Consider the following 21,255-nt stretch of genomic DNA (forward strand, 5'->3'; position numbering starts at 1 on the left):
TTTGATCAACTTTCTTCTATGGAAACCTTATTGTATATTACCGTTTCCTGCTCTTTTTTTTGCAGCTGCTTCCGGTTTAAATATTTAAGTTCAAACGACAGCCAGATTCCGGTTATGATAAATGATATTAAATCCGATAAAGGTCCGGCCGCAAGTATTCCATTCATTTCAAAGAAATACGGCAGTATCAGCAGAGCCGGAATCAGCACAAGCACCTGCCTTGAAAGGCTGAGCACCATGGACTTTACAGGTTTTCCCACCGCCTGGAAATAACCCGAACCGATAACCTGGAAACCCACAACAGGGAAAAACAGCATAAACATCACTATAGCATGGCTGCCGAAGGAAATCAGCTCCCTGTCACTGCTAAAAAGACCAACGAGCTGGGTCGGCAGCAAGCGTGTGATGATAAATCCTGAAGTTGTAATTATGGTTCCCCCGATAACGGCAATTTTCAGTACCTTTTTTACTCTGTCATAGTTTTCTGCTCCGTAGTTATAGCCTATAATAGGCTGTGCACCCTGATTTAGTCCCAATACCGGCATGACCACCAGGGTCATGAGGCTGTTCACTACACCCATTCCCGATATGGCGATGTCTCCGCCATAAGCTCCGAGCCTTAAGTTTAAAATGGCTGATAAGGCGCATTGTGCAACCTGCATTGAAAAAGGTGCTATTCCGATAGAAAAGATGCCTTTTACTATATCAAACTTCAGACGCAAATTTACCTTTTTAAGCTTTAAAGTGCTTTTACCCAGGATGAAATGAGACATAATCCAGGTAGCAGAAACAGCCTGAGACACTATTGTAGCCAGTGCCGCTCCCTTCATTCCCCAACCGAATACAAAAATAAACAGCGGAGCCAAAAGCACATTAAGGAATACACCTATTATCATAGTAAGCATTGAAATGGCAGGCTTCCCTTCGGCACGCATAAAATTATTCATACCGAAGCTTGTAGAGCCGAATACACTGCCGGCCAGGATTATGCTCATATAGTCTCTCGCGTATGGAAGCACCTCATCACTTGCTCCGAATACTCTCAGAATGGGATCCATGAAGATAAGCCCCACTGCCGTTACAATAACAGAAATTATCCCAAGGAGTATAACTGCATTTCCCATGATCAATTCAGCTTCATCTTTTTTCTTTTGTCCAAGCCTAATGGAAACCATGGCAGTAGCACCAAGTCCTATAAGTCCGCCAAAGGCCATCTGGATTATCATGATGGGAAAGCCTATGGTGATCCCTGCCAGTCCGAGGGGCCCTGAGCTGTTTCCGATGAAAATCCTGTCCACCACGTTGTAGAGTGCGCTTACCAGCATTCCAACAATTGAGGGTATGGAAAATTGCATTAAAAGTTTTAGTATGTTTTCTTCTCCCAGTCTCTTTGTATTATCCATTCTTATTCCTCTTCCAATTTAATATTTTAAATTAGTTAACAATATTTTTATGATATTCTATCAGAAATACCTGGAAGCCCATTATTTTGCGGGCTCAAATGTATTATGTGAATAGTTAGGACGCATATAATTAGAATTCTAACTATTTGCGTCCTAACTGTTAGTATACTATCTATTTTTTATATTTACAAGTAGGTTTTATCCCCATGTCAGGTCTGCCTGAACAGGGTCCCGCAATATGAATCATCAGTAAAAAAAGGCAAACTTTTAATAATAAATTCATCCATATAAAACCTTGAATTAACAAATTCTTTCGTATCGGCTTCATTGTAGTATCTGCCAATCAGTTTCGAAATTTCCGGCTTCAGGTATTCCCGCATTGTTTCCAGCTCCTTGACCTTCCTGACTGCAATATCTTTTTCTCTTTTTGATGAGCCGTCGAATAACTTGTACAGCTCCCTGTATACGGCCATAGATTTTTGCCTGTATACCGACAGCAGTGACATAAATTTATAAACCCGGGCAACATAATTATTCCTTTTACAGTTTTCAGCAATGCTGGCGGTCTTTTCATACACTGCTTCATTCTCACTTCCGAAGCAGTCTTCCATCCCTTCCACCCCAAAATAATTTTCCAGAAATCTCTTTTCAAAATCAGAGCTATCCGCCCCAGCATTCCAATACCTTTCTGCCGAATATACAATAGGATACCACATGGTATCAAAGAAAGGATGAGGCGGCGCAATTGTACCCGTATAATTCGACCAGACAGTGGTTATTACCCCCATCAAATCAAGTTCTGCCGACAATCTGCTCCAATCCTTTATGTTTATAAGGCGGTCTTTCATATTGGGCATATCCAGGTAATCGGAACTCATACCCTCACAGCATTTTGCAGATGAAGCTCCTATTACTTTGAAGCCGGATTCCCGATATTTTTTAATCAGTGCCGCACCTTTTTCATAATCTCCGTCGTAATACAGCCAGCACATTATTACTATATTTTTGTCCAGTAGTTCAAAGTCTTCCTTTGAAAACCCCCGAAGCATATCATCCCAGATTACAGGAACCTTATTCAGCGAAGTTATAAACCCGGCCATGCGGTTTGTATGTTCCAGGAAAATTTTGTTGAAGCCTTCCTTCCCATACTTTTTCCTGCAGGTTTCACAATGGAGCAAATTCCATGCTTCGTCACACCCGACATGAATATACTTGCTTGAAGGATATTTCTCTGCCATTTCCCTGCACATTTTTTCAATTAACCGGTATGCTTCTTCATTTGAGGGGCAAAACTCGTCAATATCGTTGAAGGAAAGACTGCCAATGACATTCAAGGAAAAGGGGAATTCCGGATTAGCCCTGTTGTCCCTGACTTCCCTCAAGGCATAATAGCGGTCATTTTTAAGTATGTATTCCACATGCCCAAGGGTCTGCTGCAGGGGAATTATTTCAATGAACCGGTCATTGGCATACCTGACTATTTCACTTAATTGATTCTTGTCCAGTGCATTTGCCGAGGTTATACCTCCAACCTTTTCATAGGGAAACTTATCTTCCAGCTCCATCAAAATTGTGTTGAATTTGTACCTGCACAGTTCATCTATTATTTCCAGTATCCTTTCAAATTTGGGGATACCAAACCTTGTTTCCAAATGAAAGCCTCTGATATCATTATCGGGCCAGTCTGTTATTTCCAGCTCCTTATTGCAGTCCTGCTGCTCCAGCTGCAGATAGGTCTGTATTCCATAAAACAACCCTTTGCTGCTTTTAGCTGCAATAACAACACCCTGTTCATCAACCTTTAATATATATCCCCCTTCTTTTTCGGGCAATATTTCCGGCAGCTGCCCGGTTTCAATAGCAAATTCATCTGAGATCCGTATAAAAGGGAATACTGCCGTATCTTTTGGTATAGCCTCCAGGTTTAATTGGGCTGCTGCATACTCCAGCACAAAGCCGCTTATATTTGTATATATCTTCTTTTCCGAATGAATTCCTTCGGGCAAAGTTCTGCCTTCACTGACTTTTTTGGGTCTGGGTATTATATTCATGAATCCACCCCTTATATTTTAATATTATTACATTACGCCAATTTGACCGGTGGCTGTTCTCTTTCATATACTGTTTTACCTTTTACAATTGTTGTCAGTATATTTATATCCTGGTCAAATATGACAATATCAGCAGCCTTTCCTGCTGCCAGACTGCCTTTTTTATCATCTATCCCTATAACTTTGGCCGGCGTGGCCGTAATCATACTGATTGCATCGACCAGCGGTACTCCTGCCGATTTTACCATTGTCCTGACAAGCCTGTCGGCTGTGGCAACGCTGCCTGCAAAAGCTTTCCGGCCGGGCAGCTTGGCAACCCCGTCCTCAACAATAACCTCCACACCATCCCTTAAGCTTCCAAGTATGCTTGGTCCTTCACCCATACCTGCCGCACGCATGGAATCGGTAACCAGCACTGTCCGGGAAGGTCCCTTTATTTTATATACCAGCTTTAACAGGTCAGGCGGAATATGTATGCCGTCGGCTATTACCTCCACCGTCATTTCATCTATGAGGAAAGCACTCTCAATAACTCCTGAAACCCGCAGCCCATTGATCCTCTTTACGCCTGACATGGCCGAATACAAATGGGTTACATGTGTAAAGCCATTTTCAAAGGCCTCTGCCACCTCTTCACCTATGGCATCAGAATGCCCTATGGACATTAGGGCCCCTTTTTTCCTGGCATATCTGCAAAACTCCATCGCCCCTTCAATTTCAGGTGCGGCACTCCAGCGAACAATGTCGTCACTCCATTCAAAAATCCTCTCATACTCTTCTTTCAAAGGTTTTCTGATATATCTGGGGTCCTGCGCCCCTTTCTGTTCCGGTGAAAAATACGGACCTTCCAGGTGTATTCCTATCAAATCGGCACCTTTGCGGTTTATGGCCTTTGCTTTCCTGAATGCTTCAAAGGATCGGCGGAGCTCTTCATTGGTGCAGGTAAGAGTGGTAGGTACAATAGATGTGGTTCCGTACTGCGCATGTACTTCGGCAGCCCCAAGATAAGCTTCCACAGTGGCATCCATAAAGTCATACCCTCCGCCCCCATGAGTATGGATGTCAATAAAGCCTGGAGCCACATAATTGCCGTATGCATTTATTACAACCGCATCTTCTGCAGGCACATCTTTTTCGCTGACATACGATATGCATCCGTTTTCAATGACAATAGTGCCTCTCTCAAGCATCCTGCAGGGGGTTATGATCCTACAGTTAAAAATTTTTACTCTATCCATAAAACACCTCATTCTGCCGCCATGCAGCGGCATAAACAGCAATCAAAAATGTCTTCACGCTATCTCTGTCATTTCGGCCAGTTTGCAAAATATAAGTATTCCAGCTTTTCTTCAGATATACATTTCATCCTGTGAACGTTATTTCTGGGGACATAAGCCACATCCCCTCCGGTAACCTCACCTTCCTCATCTCCTATGGTCAGAACTGCTCTGCCCTTGAGGATAACATATATCTCTTCCTCATCCTCATGAAATCCGGTTTTGGTGCTTTCACCGGAATTTATCGAGACATAGCCCAAGGCGATTGTTTCAGCCTCTTCAGGGTTGATCAGCAATTTTTCCCTTATGTCACTTGCGTCTTTTTCTTCCCATATCTTCCTTAATATCATAGTTTACCTCTGTTCCCAATCGTCATATTTTTGCAGCACTGTCCGCATCCAGAAAAAGCTCTGCCGCTTCATGGGTTCTGAGTATGGATGCAGGACAGGTCTCCGATACAGGACCATTCAATGTCCTCTCCACAGCTTCGGCCTTGGTCTTTCCGGGTACCATACAATAAATATATCCAGCCGACATTATTGCCGGAATAGTAAGTGTGAGCGCATGCGCAGGCACCATGTCAAGAGCCGTGAAGCATCCGTCATTGACCTGCTGCTTCCTGCAAACCTCATCCAATTCCACAATCTTCACCAGGGCTTTATCATTGAAATCCGCAACCGGCGGATCATTAAAAGCAAGATGCCCGTTCTCCCCGATACCAATACAGGCTATATCCGGCGGGAATTGTTTTAAAAGCTTTGAATATCTCTCACACTCAGAAATCTCACCGTTTCCACTTCCGTTTAAATAATTTACAGACTTTAAATTAACACAGTCAAACAATTTTCTTCTTAAAAAATTCCCAAATCCTTGCGGGGCTTCAGGCCTCAAACCGATATATTCATCCAGGTGGAAGGCGTTGATCCTGTCCCACATGATTTGCCTATTATTGACCAGAGCCTCAAGGAACTCATTCTGTGACGGAGCCGCAGCAAATACCATGTTTATTTCGTTCTTGTCCGCCAGAAGTTTGATTATTCTTTCGGCCACCGCGGTTGCAGCCGCTTTGCCCATTTCCAGTCTATTTGCATATATATTGACTTTCAGTTTGTCTTTAAGCATTGATAAATTACCTCCATTTTGGAACTATTTGACTTGGAACCATTTTAAACCATTATGTCAAAGCGTAAAAAGTGTTCATGAGCATCTTTTCTTTCTGAATTCACCGGGATTGAACCCGGTTACCTTTTTAAAAACTTTTGTGAAATAAGCTTTATTTACATGTCCGACCTTCATTGCTATTTCTTCTATGGTCAATTCGGTTTCCAGCAAAAGTTCCTTTGCCTTTTGGATTCTGACACCGGTCAGGAAATCAATAAAGTTGCCTCCGGTTTTACTTTTAAAATATCTGCTGAAATAGCTGCTGTTCATATTTACGTGTGCTGCTATGGTCTCAAGACTAATGTCCTCCTGTAAATGCTCCGAGATATATTTTAGGATCTTTCTCATTTCGGGAGTACAGGTGTAAGAGGCATTCTTTTTTAAGACATCCACCGTAGCTGACAGATGCCTGTGGAATGCCTCATTTAATTCATTGACGTTATCAATATTAAAAAGTTGTTTCACCCAGGAATCCTGGATGACCTGCCGGTACATGAAGCCGCTCTTTTCCACAGACTTTCCCAGGCTGTTGACCAGCCTTTCAATCACAATTTTTACATCTGCGGCAAAAACATTTTCCCTTTTGACCTTTTCAAAAAAAACATATTCCAGGTGTGCAAGCAATTCAATATTCAGATCCCCCAAATAATGATCGAACTCTTTAATAAGGTCATTCATGTAATTAAAATCAATATTTGAAAAATTAAATTCTCTTTTTGAGTTATATAAAATTAATCCGTCCTGCATGTAAAATCTATAATTTTTTAATATCAGCATTTCTTCGTATGCACGTTTGATTTCCTGCATTGAACCAACCTGAATCCCCATGTAAATTGTGCAGGTTGCTTTAATAACCTCACTTATACAGCTCTGGATTTCTTTGGACACTGCAGTTATTTTCTCATCTATGCTGATTTTAAGGTTTGGAGTGTAATTGAAAATAATTATATATTCATTTTCACCGCTGGGGAAAACTTCTCCGATATCATATTTTTTAAGAATCTCCTCAACAATATTTAAAACCGCAAATCGTATAAGTTCGGTATCGTTATTGAACAGATCACCGTTAATCAGACCAATATATCTGTCCAGGGTAAGTAATGCAGGAATATACTTTTGCTTTGATAAATTATAGTTGTATATACTTAAACGTCTCTCAAAGCTGTTTGTATCTATTTTTCCCTTTTTAAGCAACTCATTGATGAGTATTTCACTGAGCTGACAGCGGTTACGGTTTAATTCCACCGACAGCTCATTGGCCTTCTTCTTTTTCAGCTTTCTTTCCTCAATACCGGTTTTGATCTTGGCCAATGCCGAATAGATCTCCTCCCTTGTCATGGTATCTTTTATAAGGTATTCATCAGCACTCAGGTTGACAGCTTTCCTTGCAAAATTAAAGTCCTCATGGCAGGTCAGAAATATAATATTCGACTCAGGCAGTTTTTCACGGATTTTCTCAGCCATGCCAAACCCGTCCATCCTGGGCATCGTAATATCCGTTATTATGAGATCGGGCTTGTGTTCCATTGCCATATAATAGCCATCTTCCCCGTTGGCGGCGGTACAAATTATCCCAAACCCATGCTTTTCCCAGTCTATTGAGACCTTCAACCCCTCTATAACATTAATTTCGTCATCCACCAGCATTACTGTCAGCAATGTATACTCACCCTTTCTGGAATGGCAGATATAAAGTTACCTTTGTACCGTTTCTTTCTCCTTCGCAAATATCTATTCCGTAGTTTTGACCATAAATAAGCTTGATCCTGTCATGTATGTTTTTCAGCCCAACACTTTTATAATACCTTTTGTTATCCAGCTCTGAAGACTCCCTGTTCAGAATATTCTCAAGAGTGTTGCCCTGCAGCCCTCTGCCGTTGTCCGTCAGCTCTATCATAAGCGAATCCTCTTCTACTGATGCGGATATACGGATAACTCCCTGCTCATTCAGTCCTTCGAATCCATGCAGTATTGAATTTTCAACTATGGGTTGCAGCAAAAGGTGAGGTATACGGTATTTCATCAGATTGTCATCTATATTGCATTCAAAAATGTAACTGGAACCCTGTTTCATGCGGATTAAATCAAGATAATTTTTCAGGATCCCAATCTCAGTTTCGAGGGCAACCATTTCCTGCCCGTTTGTAATACTGGCCCTGAGCAATACCGACAGAGAATGCACCATATCTTCAACTTTCCTGTCACCATTGGCAGCTGCCGCCCATCTTATGGAGCTCAGGGTATTAAAAAGAAAGTGAGGATTTATCTGCGCCTGCAGTGCTTCAAATTCAGCATCCCTTTTCAGCCGTTCCTGCTCTTTTGTGAGTATCAGCAGCTCACTGACCTTATCCAGCATGTTGTTAAAATTCCGGCTTAATCTTCCGATTTCATCCTCACTTACAACTTCAACCTTATGACTGAAATTCCCTTTTTCAACCTTCTTCATGCTCATTCCCAATTTTATGATGGGCTTGCTTATTATATTGGAAATAAACAGTGCAACCATCAAAAAGGCTACCATGAAAATCAAATTGATAAATAACAGGATATTCCTGATGCTATTTAAAGGTGCTACCAATTTTTCATAGGGTATCATTGATACCAGTGTCCAGTTGCCTTTTTCAATGTGCACACTGTTTACAACCAATTTTTCTCCGTTCCTGTCAACATCAATATACCAGTTTTTAATATTTTCGTTGATTTTCGGAACCTCCAGCCTGTAATTAAGGTTTTTTGAAATTTCCTCCTTGTTTTTGCAGGACAGAATATCACCGTTTTTTTGTATCAGATAAATTTCATTGGTCCCGTTGTTTGAGCTTAATGCCTTATAAACATCCTTCTCATTTATTTGTATATGCACTACGCCAACCCTGGCCAGACTGCTGTTTCCCTTGACAGGCATTGCAGCTTCCAGGAAATAGCCTCCGCTGGTGCCAATACCAGGCCTAGTGCCTATCCACCTGATCCTCATGTCCCTGGACCGGACCATTTCCTTATACCAGCTGCTTTGTTTCATAGAACTAGTATAGCTTGAATAATCTTCCCAGTTGCCGTAATCAAATTGTTTTTCTCCCAATATGGTTATGCTGGCATTATAGGTCATCAGAGAAATTGGGATACTCTCAAATATATCGTCAAATTTCTTTTGTTTTTCATACCTCTGGATTTTACCGGATTGAGTGCTGCTGATATTGTCGTCAATGAGAATTTCCCTTACATGGCTGTTATTGGCTATGTTCAATAATGTAAAAGCTATATCATCAAGGGTTCTGTTTAATACCTTCGAGGAATCGTTTATAGAATTTTCGTTTAAATCGGCGATTTTATCCAGCATGAAGTTTGTCATCACATTATTGGACAGCAATAAGGAAATTATTAATGGGAATACCACAATAACAGAGTAGGATATAGTTAATTTTCTTTTTATGCTTAAATTCCGAAATTTTTCGACAATTTTCCTCACAAAATCACCTATTCATATTTTAGCATGGCCCAATTTAAATATCCATAACTTCATGCCGTTGAAAACTGTATGGAATTCGGCAAGCAATCACGGCTGAGAGCCCGAAACAAAGCTTTCAGCCGTGATTGGCTCTATAAATTGTACAATATTCCCTTGCCGGATCCTATACTTAAAGTTCTCTTACTTGGTGGCCTTTTCCATAATTGCATTTGCCTTATTTTTTGTATTTTTAAGAGTGGTGTCCAAGGACTGTCCGCCTACGAAATATTTCTCTGCTTCCTCAGTAAATACGTCTATGATTTCACTTTCACCGGGGCCGGATCTTGTCACAATATTATCAACCCTTTCAGGATCAAATACAACATTCTTAAAGGCTTCTAGATCATATAAGCTCTCATCAGGACCTACAAGACCTTTTATCATTTCATCTGCATTTGTTTTCTTCCAGGCAGACCATGTTTTATGACCAATTTCCAGACCCTCGGAGGTCAAAGCAGTCAGGAATTTAAAAGCTGCTTGTTTATTTGCCGACTTTGAATTTATTGACCAGCCGATTCCGGCTCCGTCAAGCTGTGATGTGTTAGGTTTGCTGTTTGTAGTCCATCTGGGGTATGTAGCAAAGGTTGTCTTGAAGGTGTGAGGATATTTGTCGGTCAACTGAATATCGGTGACCATCCAGGAGCCCATGCATACCATGGCAACTTTTCCGCTGAAGAACATGGTTCTGTATTTTAATTTCTGCGATGTCAAATCTACATAAGGCACCTGGGATTTGTCCACATTCTCCAGGTCATATCTGAATTGCAAACCGTCTCTGAATGTGGGATGATCAAAATTCAGCTTGTTGTCGGCTGTAAAGAAAGGATTGTCCATTATCTCGCTTTGGGTGCCAACAGTAAAGAAGTTGGACCATTCGTTCATAAAAGAACCATATATCTTATTCGCACCTTCACCTTTGGTAAGCTTTTTGGCGTATTCTCTATAGTCCTCCCATGTCCAGTCTTTCGGAGGCAGAGGAAGTCCGGCTGCATCAAGCATATCCTTATTTATAAATACCAGCCACGGAGTTATCTCTTCAGGTATGGCATAAATTTTATCATTATAAGGAGCAAGACCTTTATATTCGTCAAGTAAATTAACACCTGCATTCCCGGCATATTCATCCAGAGGTTCAACTACGCCGTTATCGGCCCACTCTGTTAATTCATACAAAGCAGAGGTTCTGAGCAAATCAATCTGTTCACCGGCTGCAATCATAAGATCGGCCTTTTTCTTGTACTCATCATTGTTTACATTTGCTACCAGCGGAGCCATTTCAACCTTGATACCGGGATTTTTCTTTTCGAACTCTGTAATAAACTCGGGCCATTTGCGCTGATTATTTGTGGCCTCATCTGTGGCAGTATAGAACTTAAGAGTTATCTCCTTGGCAGGTGCTCCTGTTGATGCTGACGTGGAGGAATCTCCGGCATTGCTGCTTTCGGAGGCCGGCTTTGTCCCGCCGCACCCTGTTAGTGTTGCCGAAATCAGAAAGGTTGCAGCTAAAGCTGTCGATAAAAGTTTTGCCATTCTTTTCATATAATCTCTCCTTTTTTATATTTATAAAGGCGTTACCTATATTATAACGAGGCAATAATAGATATCCACCACCTTTACAGGTGGCTGGTACCATCTGGTTTTCGGGCAGTGAGCATATCCAGGGTGTCCTTGAGGACACCTTTACCTCGTTGAAACGCCAATATTTCCTAAAGTATTAACCCTTAAAGCACTAACCCTTAACACTTCCTGCAGTCAGGCCCTCGATGATATACTTCTGTCCAAGTGCAAATACGATAAACAGCGGTATTATTGCCGATACCGAGGCAGCCATTATCAGTGAATAGAATGATCCGTATTTGTCGGTGAACATCCGCACTCCGATCTGTATGGTAAACAGTTTTGCATTGGTAATAAAAATCAAAACGTTTTGATAATCATTCCATGACCATATAAACTTAATAATTGCCATGGTTGCAATAGCCGGTTTTGTCAGAGGCAAAATAATGTTCCAGAAGGTCCTGAACGTTCCGGCCCCGTCAATTTTAGCAGAGTCGCTGAGCTCCGCGGGCAATGATTTCATAAACTGGGTAATAAAAAATATATTTGACTGGCTGAACAGCATGCTGATTATCAGACATATATGTGTATCAAACAGGTGAAGCCACTTAAAGTACAGAAATCTTGGGATAAGCGTAACCTGGTCAGGTATTATCATTGTGGCGATTATTAAAAGGAATATTTTATCCCTGCCCGGAAATTTCAGCTTTGAGAATGCAAATGCAGCCATACTGGAAATTAACAGTGAAAGGACGGTTGTTATTACCGTTACCTTAATGGAATTAAAATAATATAAAGTAAACGGAGCATCCCCAAACCAAACTTCCCTGTAGTTTTCAATAATTCTGAACTTTGCCGGAATCCATTGAATCGGGTAAGTAAATACATCGACCTCATATTTCATAGAGGTGGAAATCATCCATATAAACGGCAGAACCATTACAAGGCTGAATGCGAATAAAATTAATGTAATCACTGTCTTTCCTATTGCATCCCTTAAATTGCTGCCCTTCAATTTTTTATTTATGTTCAAAGTTTTAACATTATTGTTAGCTGCTATACCATTCATAATAAAAAGTACCATTAGCCTTTCTGGCTCACAAAAATTGATGGAATTATTCCACGCGCATACCGTGAGCCGGATAAGGCGTGAATGGTACTTTTCTATTCATGCACCCATTTTTTTCTGAATATCCATTGAACCAGAGTTATTGCAAAAACTATAATAAACAGCACAACGGTAATAGTTGCTCCATAGTTTATATGGCTGTTTCTGAAGGCCTGCTTGTACAGATAATAGACGAGAACCTGTGTGGCATCACCAGGGCCGCCATCTGTCAAAACACTGATCTGGTCAAATATTCTGAAAGTTTCCATTATCTCATATATGATCAGAAAAAATATCGTGGGTGTTATCATAGGAAGTGTTATTTTCCGGATCTTTACGAACCAGTTTGCACCATCTATATCAGCCGACTCATACATTTCAGCCGGAACAGTTTGAAGTGCGGCCAGTATAATTACAATATCGTATCCAAGATTCTGCCACACAACCATACCCGATAAGCTTGGCAGTGCCCAATGCAAATCAGAAAGCCATTTCGGCGTATTTTCAATTCCCATGGCTTTCAGCATTTCTGTAAGCGGGCCATAGGATGGTTGCATAACAACCATCCAGATAGTTGCAACAGCAACAGTACTTGAGATATAAGGCAAAAAGTAGATGGCCTTAAAGAAGTTTTTAAAATAGCAGTACTTATTTATTAAAACTGCTAATATAAAGCTGACTACCAACTGAACAGGTATTGTATAAAAAAGTAATAGAATATTATTTTTTAAAGCTGTATAAAAGGTTGCATCCTTAAATAAATCAATGTAATTTTTAAATCCTACAAATGACAGCTTTGAAATATCGGTAGCAACCGAACCCCAATTGGTAAAACTGATTATGGCAGTCAGGAATACTGGCAGAATTGCCATAAACAGCAGAAAAAACAAGCATGGGAGTATAAACATATACCCGGCAAAACTTTCACTGTTGCGCAGTGAATTAATTTTTCTAAGAATAGAATCCATTATATCGACCCCTTATATTTGTTTAACTATGCTAGTAACATCTTCTACAATCTAAATGATATACTGAGGTCCATATAGCCTCAATCTTATATTTTTACGTATAATTCTTCTTTCTTTACCTTCGGTAGCAATAAAGTCGTTTTTACTATTACACCGGTTTTTCATCCCACTTTTTAAAGGCTTCCTGCAATCTGTAATATGAAAGTTTGGGTCTTCTGTAAAAATCCAGCACACCCTTATGATTTATTCCCATGGGTCTAGAGGGCCATTTTGCCTCTCCGTCAATCAGCCATGAAGAAACTCTGAAATCATTAAAGGTCCACACAATTTGTCCTATGATATAGTCTTTTGAAACATAGAGGTCTATAAGCGATTCCAGGTAATCGGCCTGTGATTCTTCGGACCATTTGATCCTGGCTTTCCGGGAATGTTGTCCATACATGCCCTCCCAGCCTCCGGAAGTCATAAGGACCGGTTTTTCGGGATATCTCGCGGCAATCCTGTCCAGTAGAAGGCTTCCATCTTCAATGGTATGTCCGTTATACCAGCCAAGCCAGTAATTTATCCCTACCACATCAAAATATTCGTAGGTTCTGTCTTCAGTGGGTATATCCGATGCATGCACCACAAACCTCGTGGGGTCCATAGCTTTTGCAAGCTTTATGTACTTCGGAACGAAATCCACAGCTGCGTCCTCGTAGGTTTTGCATTCAATAAACAGACTCCAGAACATAATGCAGGTCTCATTTTTGTAATATTTAATGGTATCCTGCATCTGTTTGTTTGCAAGCTCCAGGAGCTCCGGATTCTGGAACTGTTCTTTTTTGAAGTTGACATTTGGCACTTCAGCTATGACAAGGAAGCCTGTCTCACTGGCTATTTCATACTCCTTCAAGTGGTGCGGGTAATGGCAGAGTCTTAAAAAGTTTGCACTGCCCTTTTTGCACAGATCATAGTCCTTCCTCACGATGTCATCTGAAAACGTCCTTCCGGTGACGGGATATTCTTCATGTTTGGAGTACCCTCTCAGGTATATGACTTCTCCGTTCAGCAAAACCTTTCTGTTACTTATGGAAAACTCTCTTATTCCAATCCGGTGAGTCCAATAGTCCATGGGTTTATCATTTTTCTTGAGACATATTTTAAAATCATAGAGGAATGGGCTGTCAGGAGACCACAGTTTTGGGGTTTCAACCACCAGAGTGATTGTTTTTTTACCGCAGGTGATCTTTTCTGTCACATCATATACGGGTTCCATCCTGTCCTTATCATCAACCGTCAGATTTATTGAATAGTCACCGGCAGCGGTAAAATTACCAACATCTATAGTAACTGCCACCTCCCCGTTCATTTTGGTAACAACGGTCACATCCTCCAGCCAGCTTTCACCTGTCCCTATAATGGATATATCCCTATAGATGCCTCCATAATTGAACCAATCCACACCTATGGGAGGAGAAGTCATATTGTTTATTTCACTGTCAACACGGACAGCAATTAAATTTTCGCCGTTGATAACAAGGCTTTCAGTAATGTCAATTTCAAAAGGTGTAAAACCTCCGGTATGAGAGCCCACAGCTTTGCCGTTAAGCCAGATATCGCATTTGTAATTGACACCGTAAAAGAATAAAACATATCTTTTTACGTCCTGTATTTCCTTAAATATAAACTTCCTGAAATACCAGGCTACGCCCTCATAGTCGAACAGCTCTTCATCCGATTCATTCCAGCAGGAGGGCACCCAAATATTGTCTGTATTATCCGGAATAGCCGTATACCATTCATTGCCAAGTCCTTCATTTTTTCTGTCCAATTTAAATTCCCAGTATGAGTTTAACGATATTTCCTTAAGCATTTTTATAATCCTTTCTGATGATTGACTCGTTGTGAGGTAAATTTACCACTCAAAAACGTATTGTACATTGTCAATAGAGGGTATGTATGTTTTAACAGCTGTTGTCTCACAGATGGACAGCTTTAAACAAGCCAGTAAAAGCATAGTGTTCCCGTCCAGCCTCGCACACTATTGCATTACGTTTTTTTAAAGCTATTCTTTTTAAAATAACAGCTATTAAAAAAGTCATAAATTTAACCAACAAAACGAGTCAGTTTATTTTTAAGGCTGGTTAAAAGGCTACTGCAGTTATATCAGTAGCCTTAATGGAGTCCTTATTCATAAAGCCGGATATTTCTTTCTATGCAGCAATTCAATAGCATTATAATATTAATTTACAAATCATTTGACAATAAGTACAGGTTTATTAGCTATACCGTCCTTGCTGCATATAGCGGTACTTATTCCATCCGCACTTTCATTCTGTAATACGAGGGATACCGTCTTGTCTCCTGCAAGCTGACTGTTCACATAGCTGGTAATGTCGATTGTATACCATCCTTCGGTAGACAGGTCCAGTGTGCCTATTAAAACCGCCCCCTTTGTACCGGGTTGATTTGCCCAGGTCACAGCCTTTTCGGCCCATTTATCTTCAGAGAGACCATAAACTTTGACCGATGTGGATGAATTGGCAGAACTGTTATATATTTTCAGTACTGCTGATGCTGCCGTAGCCTTTGTAAATTTTGAAAGATCTGCTTTAATCAATGCTCTTCTGGAGTAACCGGGATCAGGATCTCCTTTAACAGCAAGAGTGGATTCCGTTCCGTAATTCACGGCTTCATATTCGCCATCTCTCACATATGAATCTTCACTGACCTGGTATTCATCTTCCGGCGGAACAGGGGTTGACGGCTGCGTACCCGGAGCTTTGGGCCTGTATATACCGGGGTCGGTTGACGCGAACCACGCCATTGCTGCCACACCGGCGGCATTTGCATTAATGCAGGCCTCATTGGTCACATAATCCATTCTGTTATCGTGCCAAACTGCTCTCTTGTCCTGGAATTCAGTATAGTTATTGTTGTTTTTCATATCGGTATCCAGCGGATCATTCTGATTAGGAGTATAAACTGCTTCAGATACAGGCCCTTCGCTCCATAACCCGGTTGGATCCCATTTCGGGTTATTTTTTAAGACTTGCTGCTGATAGGTTATGCGATGGCGCGGATGGCGTACAAATGTAGTTCCGGCGCCATTGAGGAAAGAAACACCCCATGGGTTGGAGCCCAGCAAATAGTCGGTCTGCTTTTGAGCCAGTGGAATGAAGCTATTGTCACCTGTCAAACTTTTAAACATGGAGGCCTCAACTATCAACTGGCTCATCATTGCACCGCTGCCCCAGCGCAGCTCATTCAGGCCGGTTCCCCACACATTGCTGTCTGAATAGCCCTGTGCCGTATTAAGGTGTTTGTACATGCGGACTGCGGCAATGGGCGCATACGAAGCATCCAGTTTTGCCAGCTCGTAGTTCACATAATGACAGCATCTTGACCAGCTGAGATTTATGTTTGAGTAGTCGCCGTCACTGTTATCTCCCAACGTATCGGCATAATTTTTTGCTTCGGTCAGATAGGACTTGATGCCGGTAGTGCGGTACAGCTCTGCTCCTGCCAGCGCCATGTCATCCATCCAGGCCCATTCTTCAGGCAGTTCCTCATATCCGCCGTCCCTGTCGGACATGGTCGCAGGATTGTTTTTTCCATAATTATAAATCTGCTTTGCCGCAGTAAGATATGTATCAGCTAATTCCTGATTGTAGCAAGGTCCTTTCGGGTCACCCCATATCTTGGCTCCCATGGCCAGCGCTGCAGCTGCTTTACCAGCAATATTGGCACCCTTGCCCGGTTCGCACGGATATACGGGACGTGGTCCCTTATAGAAATTATCTTTTTCAGGGTAGGTCTCCCACCTGGATATATTATCCTCACCGCCGTGCTCATCTGCATCGGCTACAGATAAATATAACACCTGGTTTTCGTTGTCCCACATCTTCACCATAAAATCAAGTCCAACTTTGGTTTCGGCAAGAATACCCCTGGCAGGATCCTTGAATTGCTCAGGGTCATTCAAGTAGGTTGAAAGCATAATATTACTGCAATAACCGATTGTACTCATAAACTTTATATAATCGGCAGCATCGTGCCAACCGCCTGAAACATCTATAAGCTTCCCTTTTGTCACTCCCGAAACAACTATTCCATCGTCCAGGTGGCATGCTTCGTGGCCCTTGGGCTCAGTATCCCCGCAGCGCTGAAGGCTGAAAAACTCCAGGGATAAATTATCCAGGTTATCATAAACAGCGTCATTGATAATAAATTCCGGTGAGGTAAATCCTTTGACCTTTAATTTGTATCCGGTGCCCGGTTTGGTATAGCTGCTGAAGTCCAGCTCATAGGTGTGGGCATAGTTCTTCCCCAAATCTCCCCAGTTGCCCTTATCGATCCCAACTTTTCCGGTGTATACTTTATTGCCTTTGGAATCATGAACAGTAAATTCCTTGCCTTTTAAATCACTGCCGGTCAATACCATGGCCGTTTTAGCCGCTTTGCTCTTGTAACCGACCTGGTTAACTCTGATAAAAGTATCACCGGCAGCTGCAAAAGTGTTTTGCGGCGGTATGACAATTGTTAGGAACATCGTTATAACTGCCAGCAATGAAATTAATTTACCCGCTTTTTTCATATATTCCTCTCCTCCACCTTTAGAGCCTGTTTAAGATATCAGACACAAGCGTATATTAAACAGACTCTTAAAAATTTTATTCAGTATTATCCTATAATCGTTCAGCCCAAGCAGCAATCTCATATATTTACGTATTTTACTTACTTCTTTACATGTTTACTTTTTTACTGGAGAAAAAAACTGCCTCATCCCTAAGAGGTCCTTAGGAACAAGGCAGTTAAAAGAATAACGTTAAACAATCTGGTGGGTTTTAAAAGAACGGTATGCGAACGGTGTAACCAGAATGCCGGCCACAGCGGCAAACAACGGCAGGAACACATAGGGCTTCACGATCACACCGGATAATTCATACTGAACAGGGCTTGTCACAGAACCAAATTCCATCATGCCGGACGGCAGGAGATGTAAAAGATTGTACAGCCATATCCGGTCATAGGATACGTTTATAAACATCGGTACAATAAGAATTAAGGTTATGATTATGATTACACCGTAAGCTGATTTGGATTTTGCCGATAAAAGCATGGTAATTGCCGCAGTCATCAGGCAGGCAAAAAAGACGCAGACAGAAAATAACAGGGCTGTCTGTCCCATGGTCAGCGGGTAAGTCGACATGGGATAGTAAAGCTGCAATTGGGAGTTTAAACCGTCAAAGCCAAAGGTCAGAATTGTAAGAATATAATTTATGGCAGTCAGGACAAGGCATATGGCTGAGGCTAAGGTAAAACCCGTAAACAGCTTGGCTGTTATGAGCATATTCTTTCCATGCTTTGAAGCAAGGATGAGCTGATCGGCTCCCGAGGAGTATTCACCTGAAAAAATCGGAGCAATGCAAATTGCCATGACAAACGCTGCCATCAGGCCAACTGTATACATGAGTGTGAAAAACCGTGTGTATCCGTCTGTATAGGAAAATGTAAACGGAGTTTTTATCTGCTCATCCAGAGCAATCAATTTCTCCTTTGCCTTACCGCTCATTCCTGTTTCTTCCAGGGCCTGAACCTGTCTGCTATGACGTGCAGCATAAAACCCGGCTGCCTGTTCTCCGGTCAGTCGCTGGAAATCTTCCATATTGAACCGTCTGGACTCACTGTTATATATAGGCCGGACAATCCTGTATATTTCACTGTATTTTCTTGCAAAAGCCTGGTATTCCGGGGTATCGTAATATCGATCTTTTTTGGGGATCTTTGAATAAGCCTCCACTGTCTCCATAATCAATTTCGAGTCGATTTCCCGGCCTGAAAGGGCTCTGGCATAAGAGCGGTCCTTAACCATGGCATCATAATTGGACTCAAACACCTCTCCCCCAATATAATAATTTCCCAGCAGCGTCCCCCAGACACTGACGGCAGTGACAATTACGGCCAGCGCCAGAACTATAATCACACTTTTTTTATATAATATCTTTTTATACTCAAAACCCACCAATCTCCAAAAAACTCTCATCCTTCGCTCACCTCACTGAAATAATACAAATAGAGATCCTCCAGTGAAGCCTGTGCTGTCACGGCACAATCACAGGGTTTCTCTTCACTTATCAGACGTAAAAACATATTTTTGCCTTCATTCCGGAGATTAATAACAGGATACCTTTCACAAAGCCGGTCTGCCACAGAAGGCGGTATGCTGCACTCCCAAACCTTGCCCTGAATTGTGCCGATGATTTCTTCCAGCGTCCCCTTATGTACAAGCTGGCCGCTTTTCATTATGAGAATGGTATCGGCAATGTGCTCAACATCGGAAACTATGTGGGTAGAAAGAAGTACAATGCGGTCTCCTCCAAGCCGGGAGATCATATTGCGGAAACGCACCCTTTCTTTTGGATCAAGTCCGGCAGTGGGCTCGTCCAGGATCAGTACTTTCGGATCGTTGAGCAATGACTGGGCAATGCCGAGCCTCTGTTTCATACCTCCGGAAAAGGTTTTTATTTTCTTTTTTGCTTCATTTTCAAGGGATACAAGCTCAAGCAGCTCCAATGATTTTTCTCTGGCCCGGACTTTGGACAGTCCCTTAAGCACTGCAATGTAAAGCATGAAATCAAGGGCAGAAAACTCGGGGTAATAGCCGAAGTCCTGGGGCAGATATCCCAACAAATCACGGTAATTCTCCCGGCTTACATCAATCCCGTCATAATTTACAGTTCCGAAGGTGGGGGCCAGCACGCCGCACATCATTCGCATCAGGGTGGTTTTACCTGCGCCGTTTGCGCCCAGGAGCCCGTACACACCCCGGCGGAGAGTCAGAGAGATGCGGTCGCAGGCAATTTTATTGCCATATTGCTTTGTCACTCTGTCAAGAGTAAGTTCCATGTTCTTTCCTCCGTTTGTTTTATTAATTTGCGCAGCTGAATAGCTGTCAGTACGCCGCCCAGCGCAAACAGCAGCAGCCAGTAACCCAGGGTTGAGCTGGAGTAAAGAAGCTGCACCCTGCTGCCGGTAATAATATTAACCATGCAGGTAAAACAGGCCGCGGCAGCACAGAAGTACATACCTTCCCCCAGTCTCACCCGGTTAAGTATCAGCAGACAAACACCGCAGGTTATGAGGTACGGTACCATCAGGTAGATTATTACCTGGAGCAGGTTGAACGGAGATACCCTGCTGATAAAAATTAAAAGTGCTGTCAGGATTACAAAATTTCCTCCGCCCAATATTGCTATCCGCGCCATGATTATCTGAGGCAGGTTGAACCGGAAACTCATTTCAAGTTCCGACATGCGGTAAAATTCCGAGCGGTAAATTTCTGCCGTCATCATCAGCCCCAGAAATGGAAGTACGGCAGAAACCGCCCATATTTTCCCTGCTTCCGCCTTCCAGTCTATGAACACCGGTGATCCGAAGGTAACTGCCCAGCCAATAAAAATAATTACAACTGAAAAAGCCCATACCCTTTTCCGTATATAAAAAAACTGGTTAAGCAGAAATTTCAGGTAAGTGCTGCCGGGATGCTGCAGCGTTTTCAAGAATCTCTGCTTATCCATGGGCGGCGGCGCTTCAAAGGTTTCTCTCAAAGCTTTTTTCATTTTTTTATTCATAGAGAATTCTCCTCTCCAAGCAATTTTTTCAGAGATGCCAATGCAGATTTTATTCTGCGGTAAACAGCAAAGCGGGAAAGCCCCGTAATCGCGGCAATTTCTCCGACTGAAAGCTCGTTTGCATACCGGAAAAGCAGCAGTTCCTGCTCCTGTTCCGGCAGCGTTTTCAGTGCCTGCCGTAATGTGCTCCTCATTTCCAGCCGTTCAATAAAATCAGTATCCTGCAACTCATCGGTCAGCTTTTCGGGTTGTTTTCTGCGGAAGTAATCAATACATAGATTTCTTGCCACGGTGTAAAGGTAGGCAAGTTTCTTGCCGTATTCCATGTAAGAATTCTGCGCAAAATATTTGAGAAAGGCTTCCTGGGTCAGGTCTTCCGCCAGTGTGGCATTGCCAGTTTTATAGTAACAATATCGATATATCTTGTCGTACTGTTCTTCAATATCAATCGACACCCTGCGGCCTCCTCTCAAACTGTTTAACGTTTTATCTCCTGAAAATGTGCGGATGAACGAAAATTTTTTCGATTTGTTTCCTGATAACTTTCAGCTTCAAAGCATGAAAAACCTCTTTTCGGTGTAAAAAATCTCCCGGAGGTATGCTGAAACCGTA

At 42.1% G+C, this 21,255-nt stretch carries 16 protein-coding genes; all 16 read right to left on the reverse strand.

Going from position 1 to position 21,255, the window contains the following annotated elements; translation table 11 throughout:
- Nucleotides 1-5 precede the first annotated feature (5 nt).
- Nucleotides 6-1,403, reverse strand: coding sequence for an MATE family efflux transporter (locus tag T344_RS0119660; RefSeq protein ID WP_027630090.1), 1,398 nt, complete (start codon nt 1,401-1,403; stop codon nt 6-8).
- A 209-nt stretch (nt 1,404-1,612) separates the two neighbouring features.
- Nucleotides 1,613-3,454, reverse strand: a complete 1,842-nt coding sequence (locus T344_RS0119665; RefSeq protein ID WP_027630091.1) for a family 20 glycosylhydrolase — start codon at nt 3,452-3,454, stop codon at nt 1,613-1,615.
- A 32-nt stretch (nt 3,455-3,486) separates the two neighbouring features.
- Nucleotides 3,487-4,692: an N-acetylglucosamine-6-phosphate deacetylase gene (gene nagA / locus T344_RS0119670; protein WP_027630092.1), complete on the reverse strand. Its 1,206-nt coding sequence runs from the start codon at nt 4,690-4,692 to the stop codon at nt 3,487-3,489.
- A gap of 68 nt (nt 4,693-4,760) precedes the next feature.
- Nucleotides 4,761-5,081 carry a cupin domain-containing protein gene (locus T344_RS30005; RefSeq protein ID WP_051572080.1) on the reverse strand — a complete coding sequence of 107 codons (321 nt, stop codon included), beginning with the start codon at nt 5,079-5,081 and terminating at the stop codon, nt 4,761-4,763.
- Nucleotides 5,082-5,103: 22 nt separating this feature from the next.
- Entirely contained in the window at nt 5,104-5,853 is a 750-nt protein-coding gene (locus T344_RS0119680; protein WP_027630093.1) for a glucosamine-6-phosphate deaminase, read from the reverse strand.
- 75 nt (nt 5,854-5,928) lie between these two features.
- Nucleotides 5,929-7,551: a response regulator transcription factor gene (locus T344_RS0119685; protein ID WP_027630094.1), complete on the reverse strand. Its 1,623-nt coding sequence runs from the start codon at nt 7,549-7,551 to the stop codon at nt 5,929-5,931.
- 7 nt (nt 7,552-7,558) lie between these two features.
- Nucleotides 7,559-9,355 (reverse strand): sensor histidine kinase, encoded by a 1,797-nt coding sequence (locus T344_RS0119690; RefSeq protein WP_027630095.1) that lies wholly within the window; start codon nt 9,353-9,355, stop codon nt 7,559-7,561.
- Between the two features lie 180 nt (nt 9,356-9,535).
- The gene (locus tag T344_RS0119695; RefSeq protein WP_027630096.1) at nt 9,536-10,933 is read right to left on the reverse strand and encodes an ABC transporter substrate-binding protein; all 1,398 of its coding nucleotides are present in this window, start codon (nt 10,931-10,933) and stop codon (nt 9,536-9,538) included.
- A 190-nt stretch (nt 10,934-11,123) separates the two neighbouring features.
- Nucleotides 11,124-12,035: a carbohydrate ABC transporter permease gene (locus tag T344_RS0119700; RefSeq protein ID WP_004629122.1), complete on the reverse strand. Its 912-nt coding sequence runs from the start codon at nt 12,033-12,035 to the stop codon at nt 11,124-11,126.
- An 80-nt stretch (nt 12,036-12,115) separates the two neighbouring features.
- Entirely contained in the window at nt 12,116-13,027 is a 912-nt protein-coding gene (locus tag T344_RS0119705; protein ID WP_004629128.1) for a carbohydrate ABC transporter permease, read from the reverse strand.
- A 148-nt stretch (nt 13,028-13,175) separates the two neighbouring features.
- The gene (locus T344_RS0119710) at nt 13,176-14,882 is read right to left on the reverse strand and encodes a glycoside hydrolase family 2 protein (RefSeq protein ID WP_027630098.1); all 1,707 of its coding nucleotides are present in this window, start codon (nt 14,880-14,882) and stop codon (nt 13,176-13,178) included.
- A gap of 381 nt (nt 14,883-15,263) precedes the next feature.
- Nucleotides 15,264-17,606, reverse strand: coding sequence for a glycoside hydrolase family 9 protein (locus T344_RS0119715; RefSeq protein WP_027630099.1), 2,343 nt, complete (start codon nt 17,604-17,606; stop codon nt 15,264-15,266).
- Between the two features lie 231 nt (nt 17,607-17,837).
- A complete protein-coding gene (locus tag T344_RS0119720) occupies nt 17,838-19,055 on the reverse strand; it encodes an ABC transporter permease subunit (protein WP_027630100.1) in 1,218 nt (405 codons plus the stop codon).
- Nucleotides 19,052-19,918: an ABC transporter ATP-binding protein gene (locus T344_RS0119725; RefSeq protein WP_027630101.1), complete on the reverse strand. Its 867-nt coding sequence runs from the start codon at nt 19,916-19,918 to the stop codon at nt 19,052-19,054. Before T344_RS0119725 ends, T344_RS0119720 begins: the two co-directional genes overlap by 4 nt.
- Nucleotides 19,894-20,643: a hypothetical protein gene (locus T344_RS0119730; RefSeq protein ID WP_027630102.1), complete on the reverse strand. Its 750-nt coding sequence runs from the start codon at nt 20,641-20,643 to the stop codon at nt 19,894-19,896. The genes T344_RS0119725 and T344_RS0119730 overlap by 25 nt, the downstream gene beginning before the upstream one ends.
- Nucleotides 20,640-21,098, reverse strand: a complete 459-nt coding sequence (locus T344_RS0119735; protein WP_027630103.1) for an RNA polymerase sigma factor — start codon at nt 21,096-21,098, stop codon at nt 20,640-20,642. The genes T344_RS0119730 and T344_RS0119735 overlap by 4 nt, the downstream gene beginning before the upstream one ends.
- Nucleotides 21,099-21,255 lie beyond the last annotated feature (157 nt).

Origin of the sequence: Ruminiclostridium cellobioparum DSM 1351 = ATCC 15832, assembly GCF_000621505.1 — a bacterium.
Classification (GTDB): domain Bacteria; phylum Bacillota; class Clostridia; order Acetivibrionales; family DSM-1351; genus Ruminiclostridium; species Ruminiclostridium cellobioparum.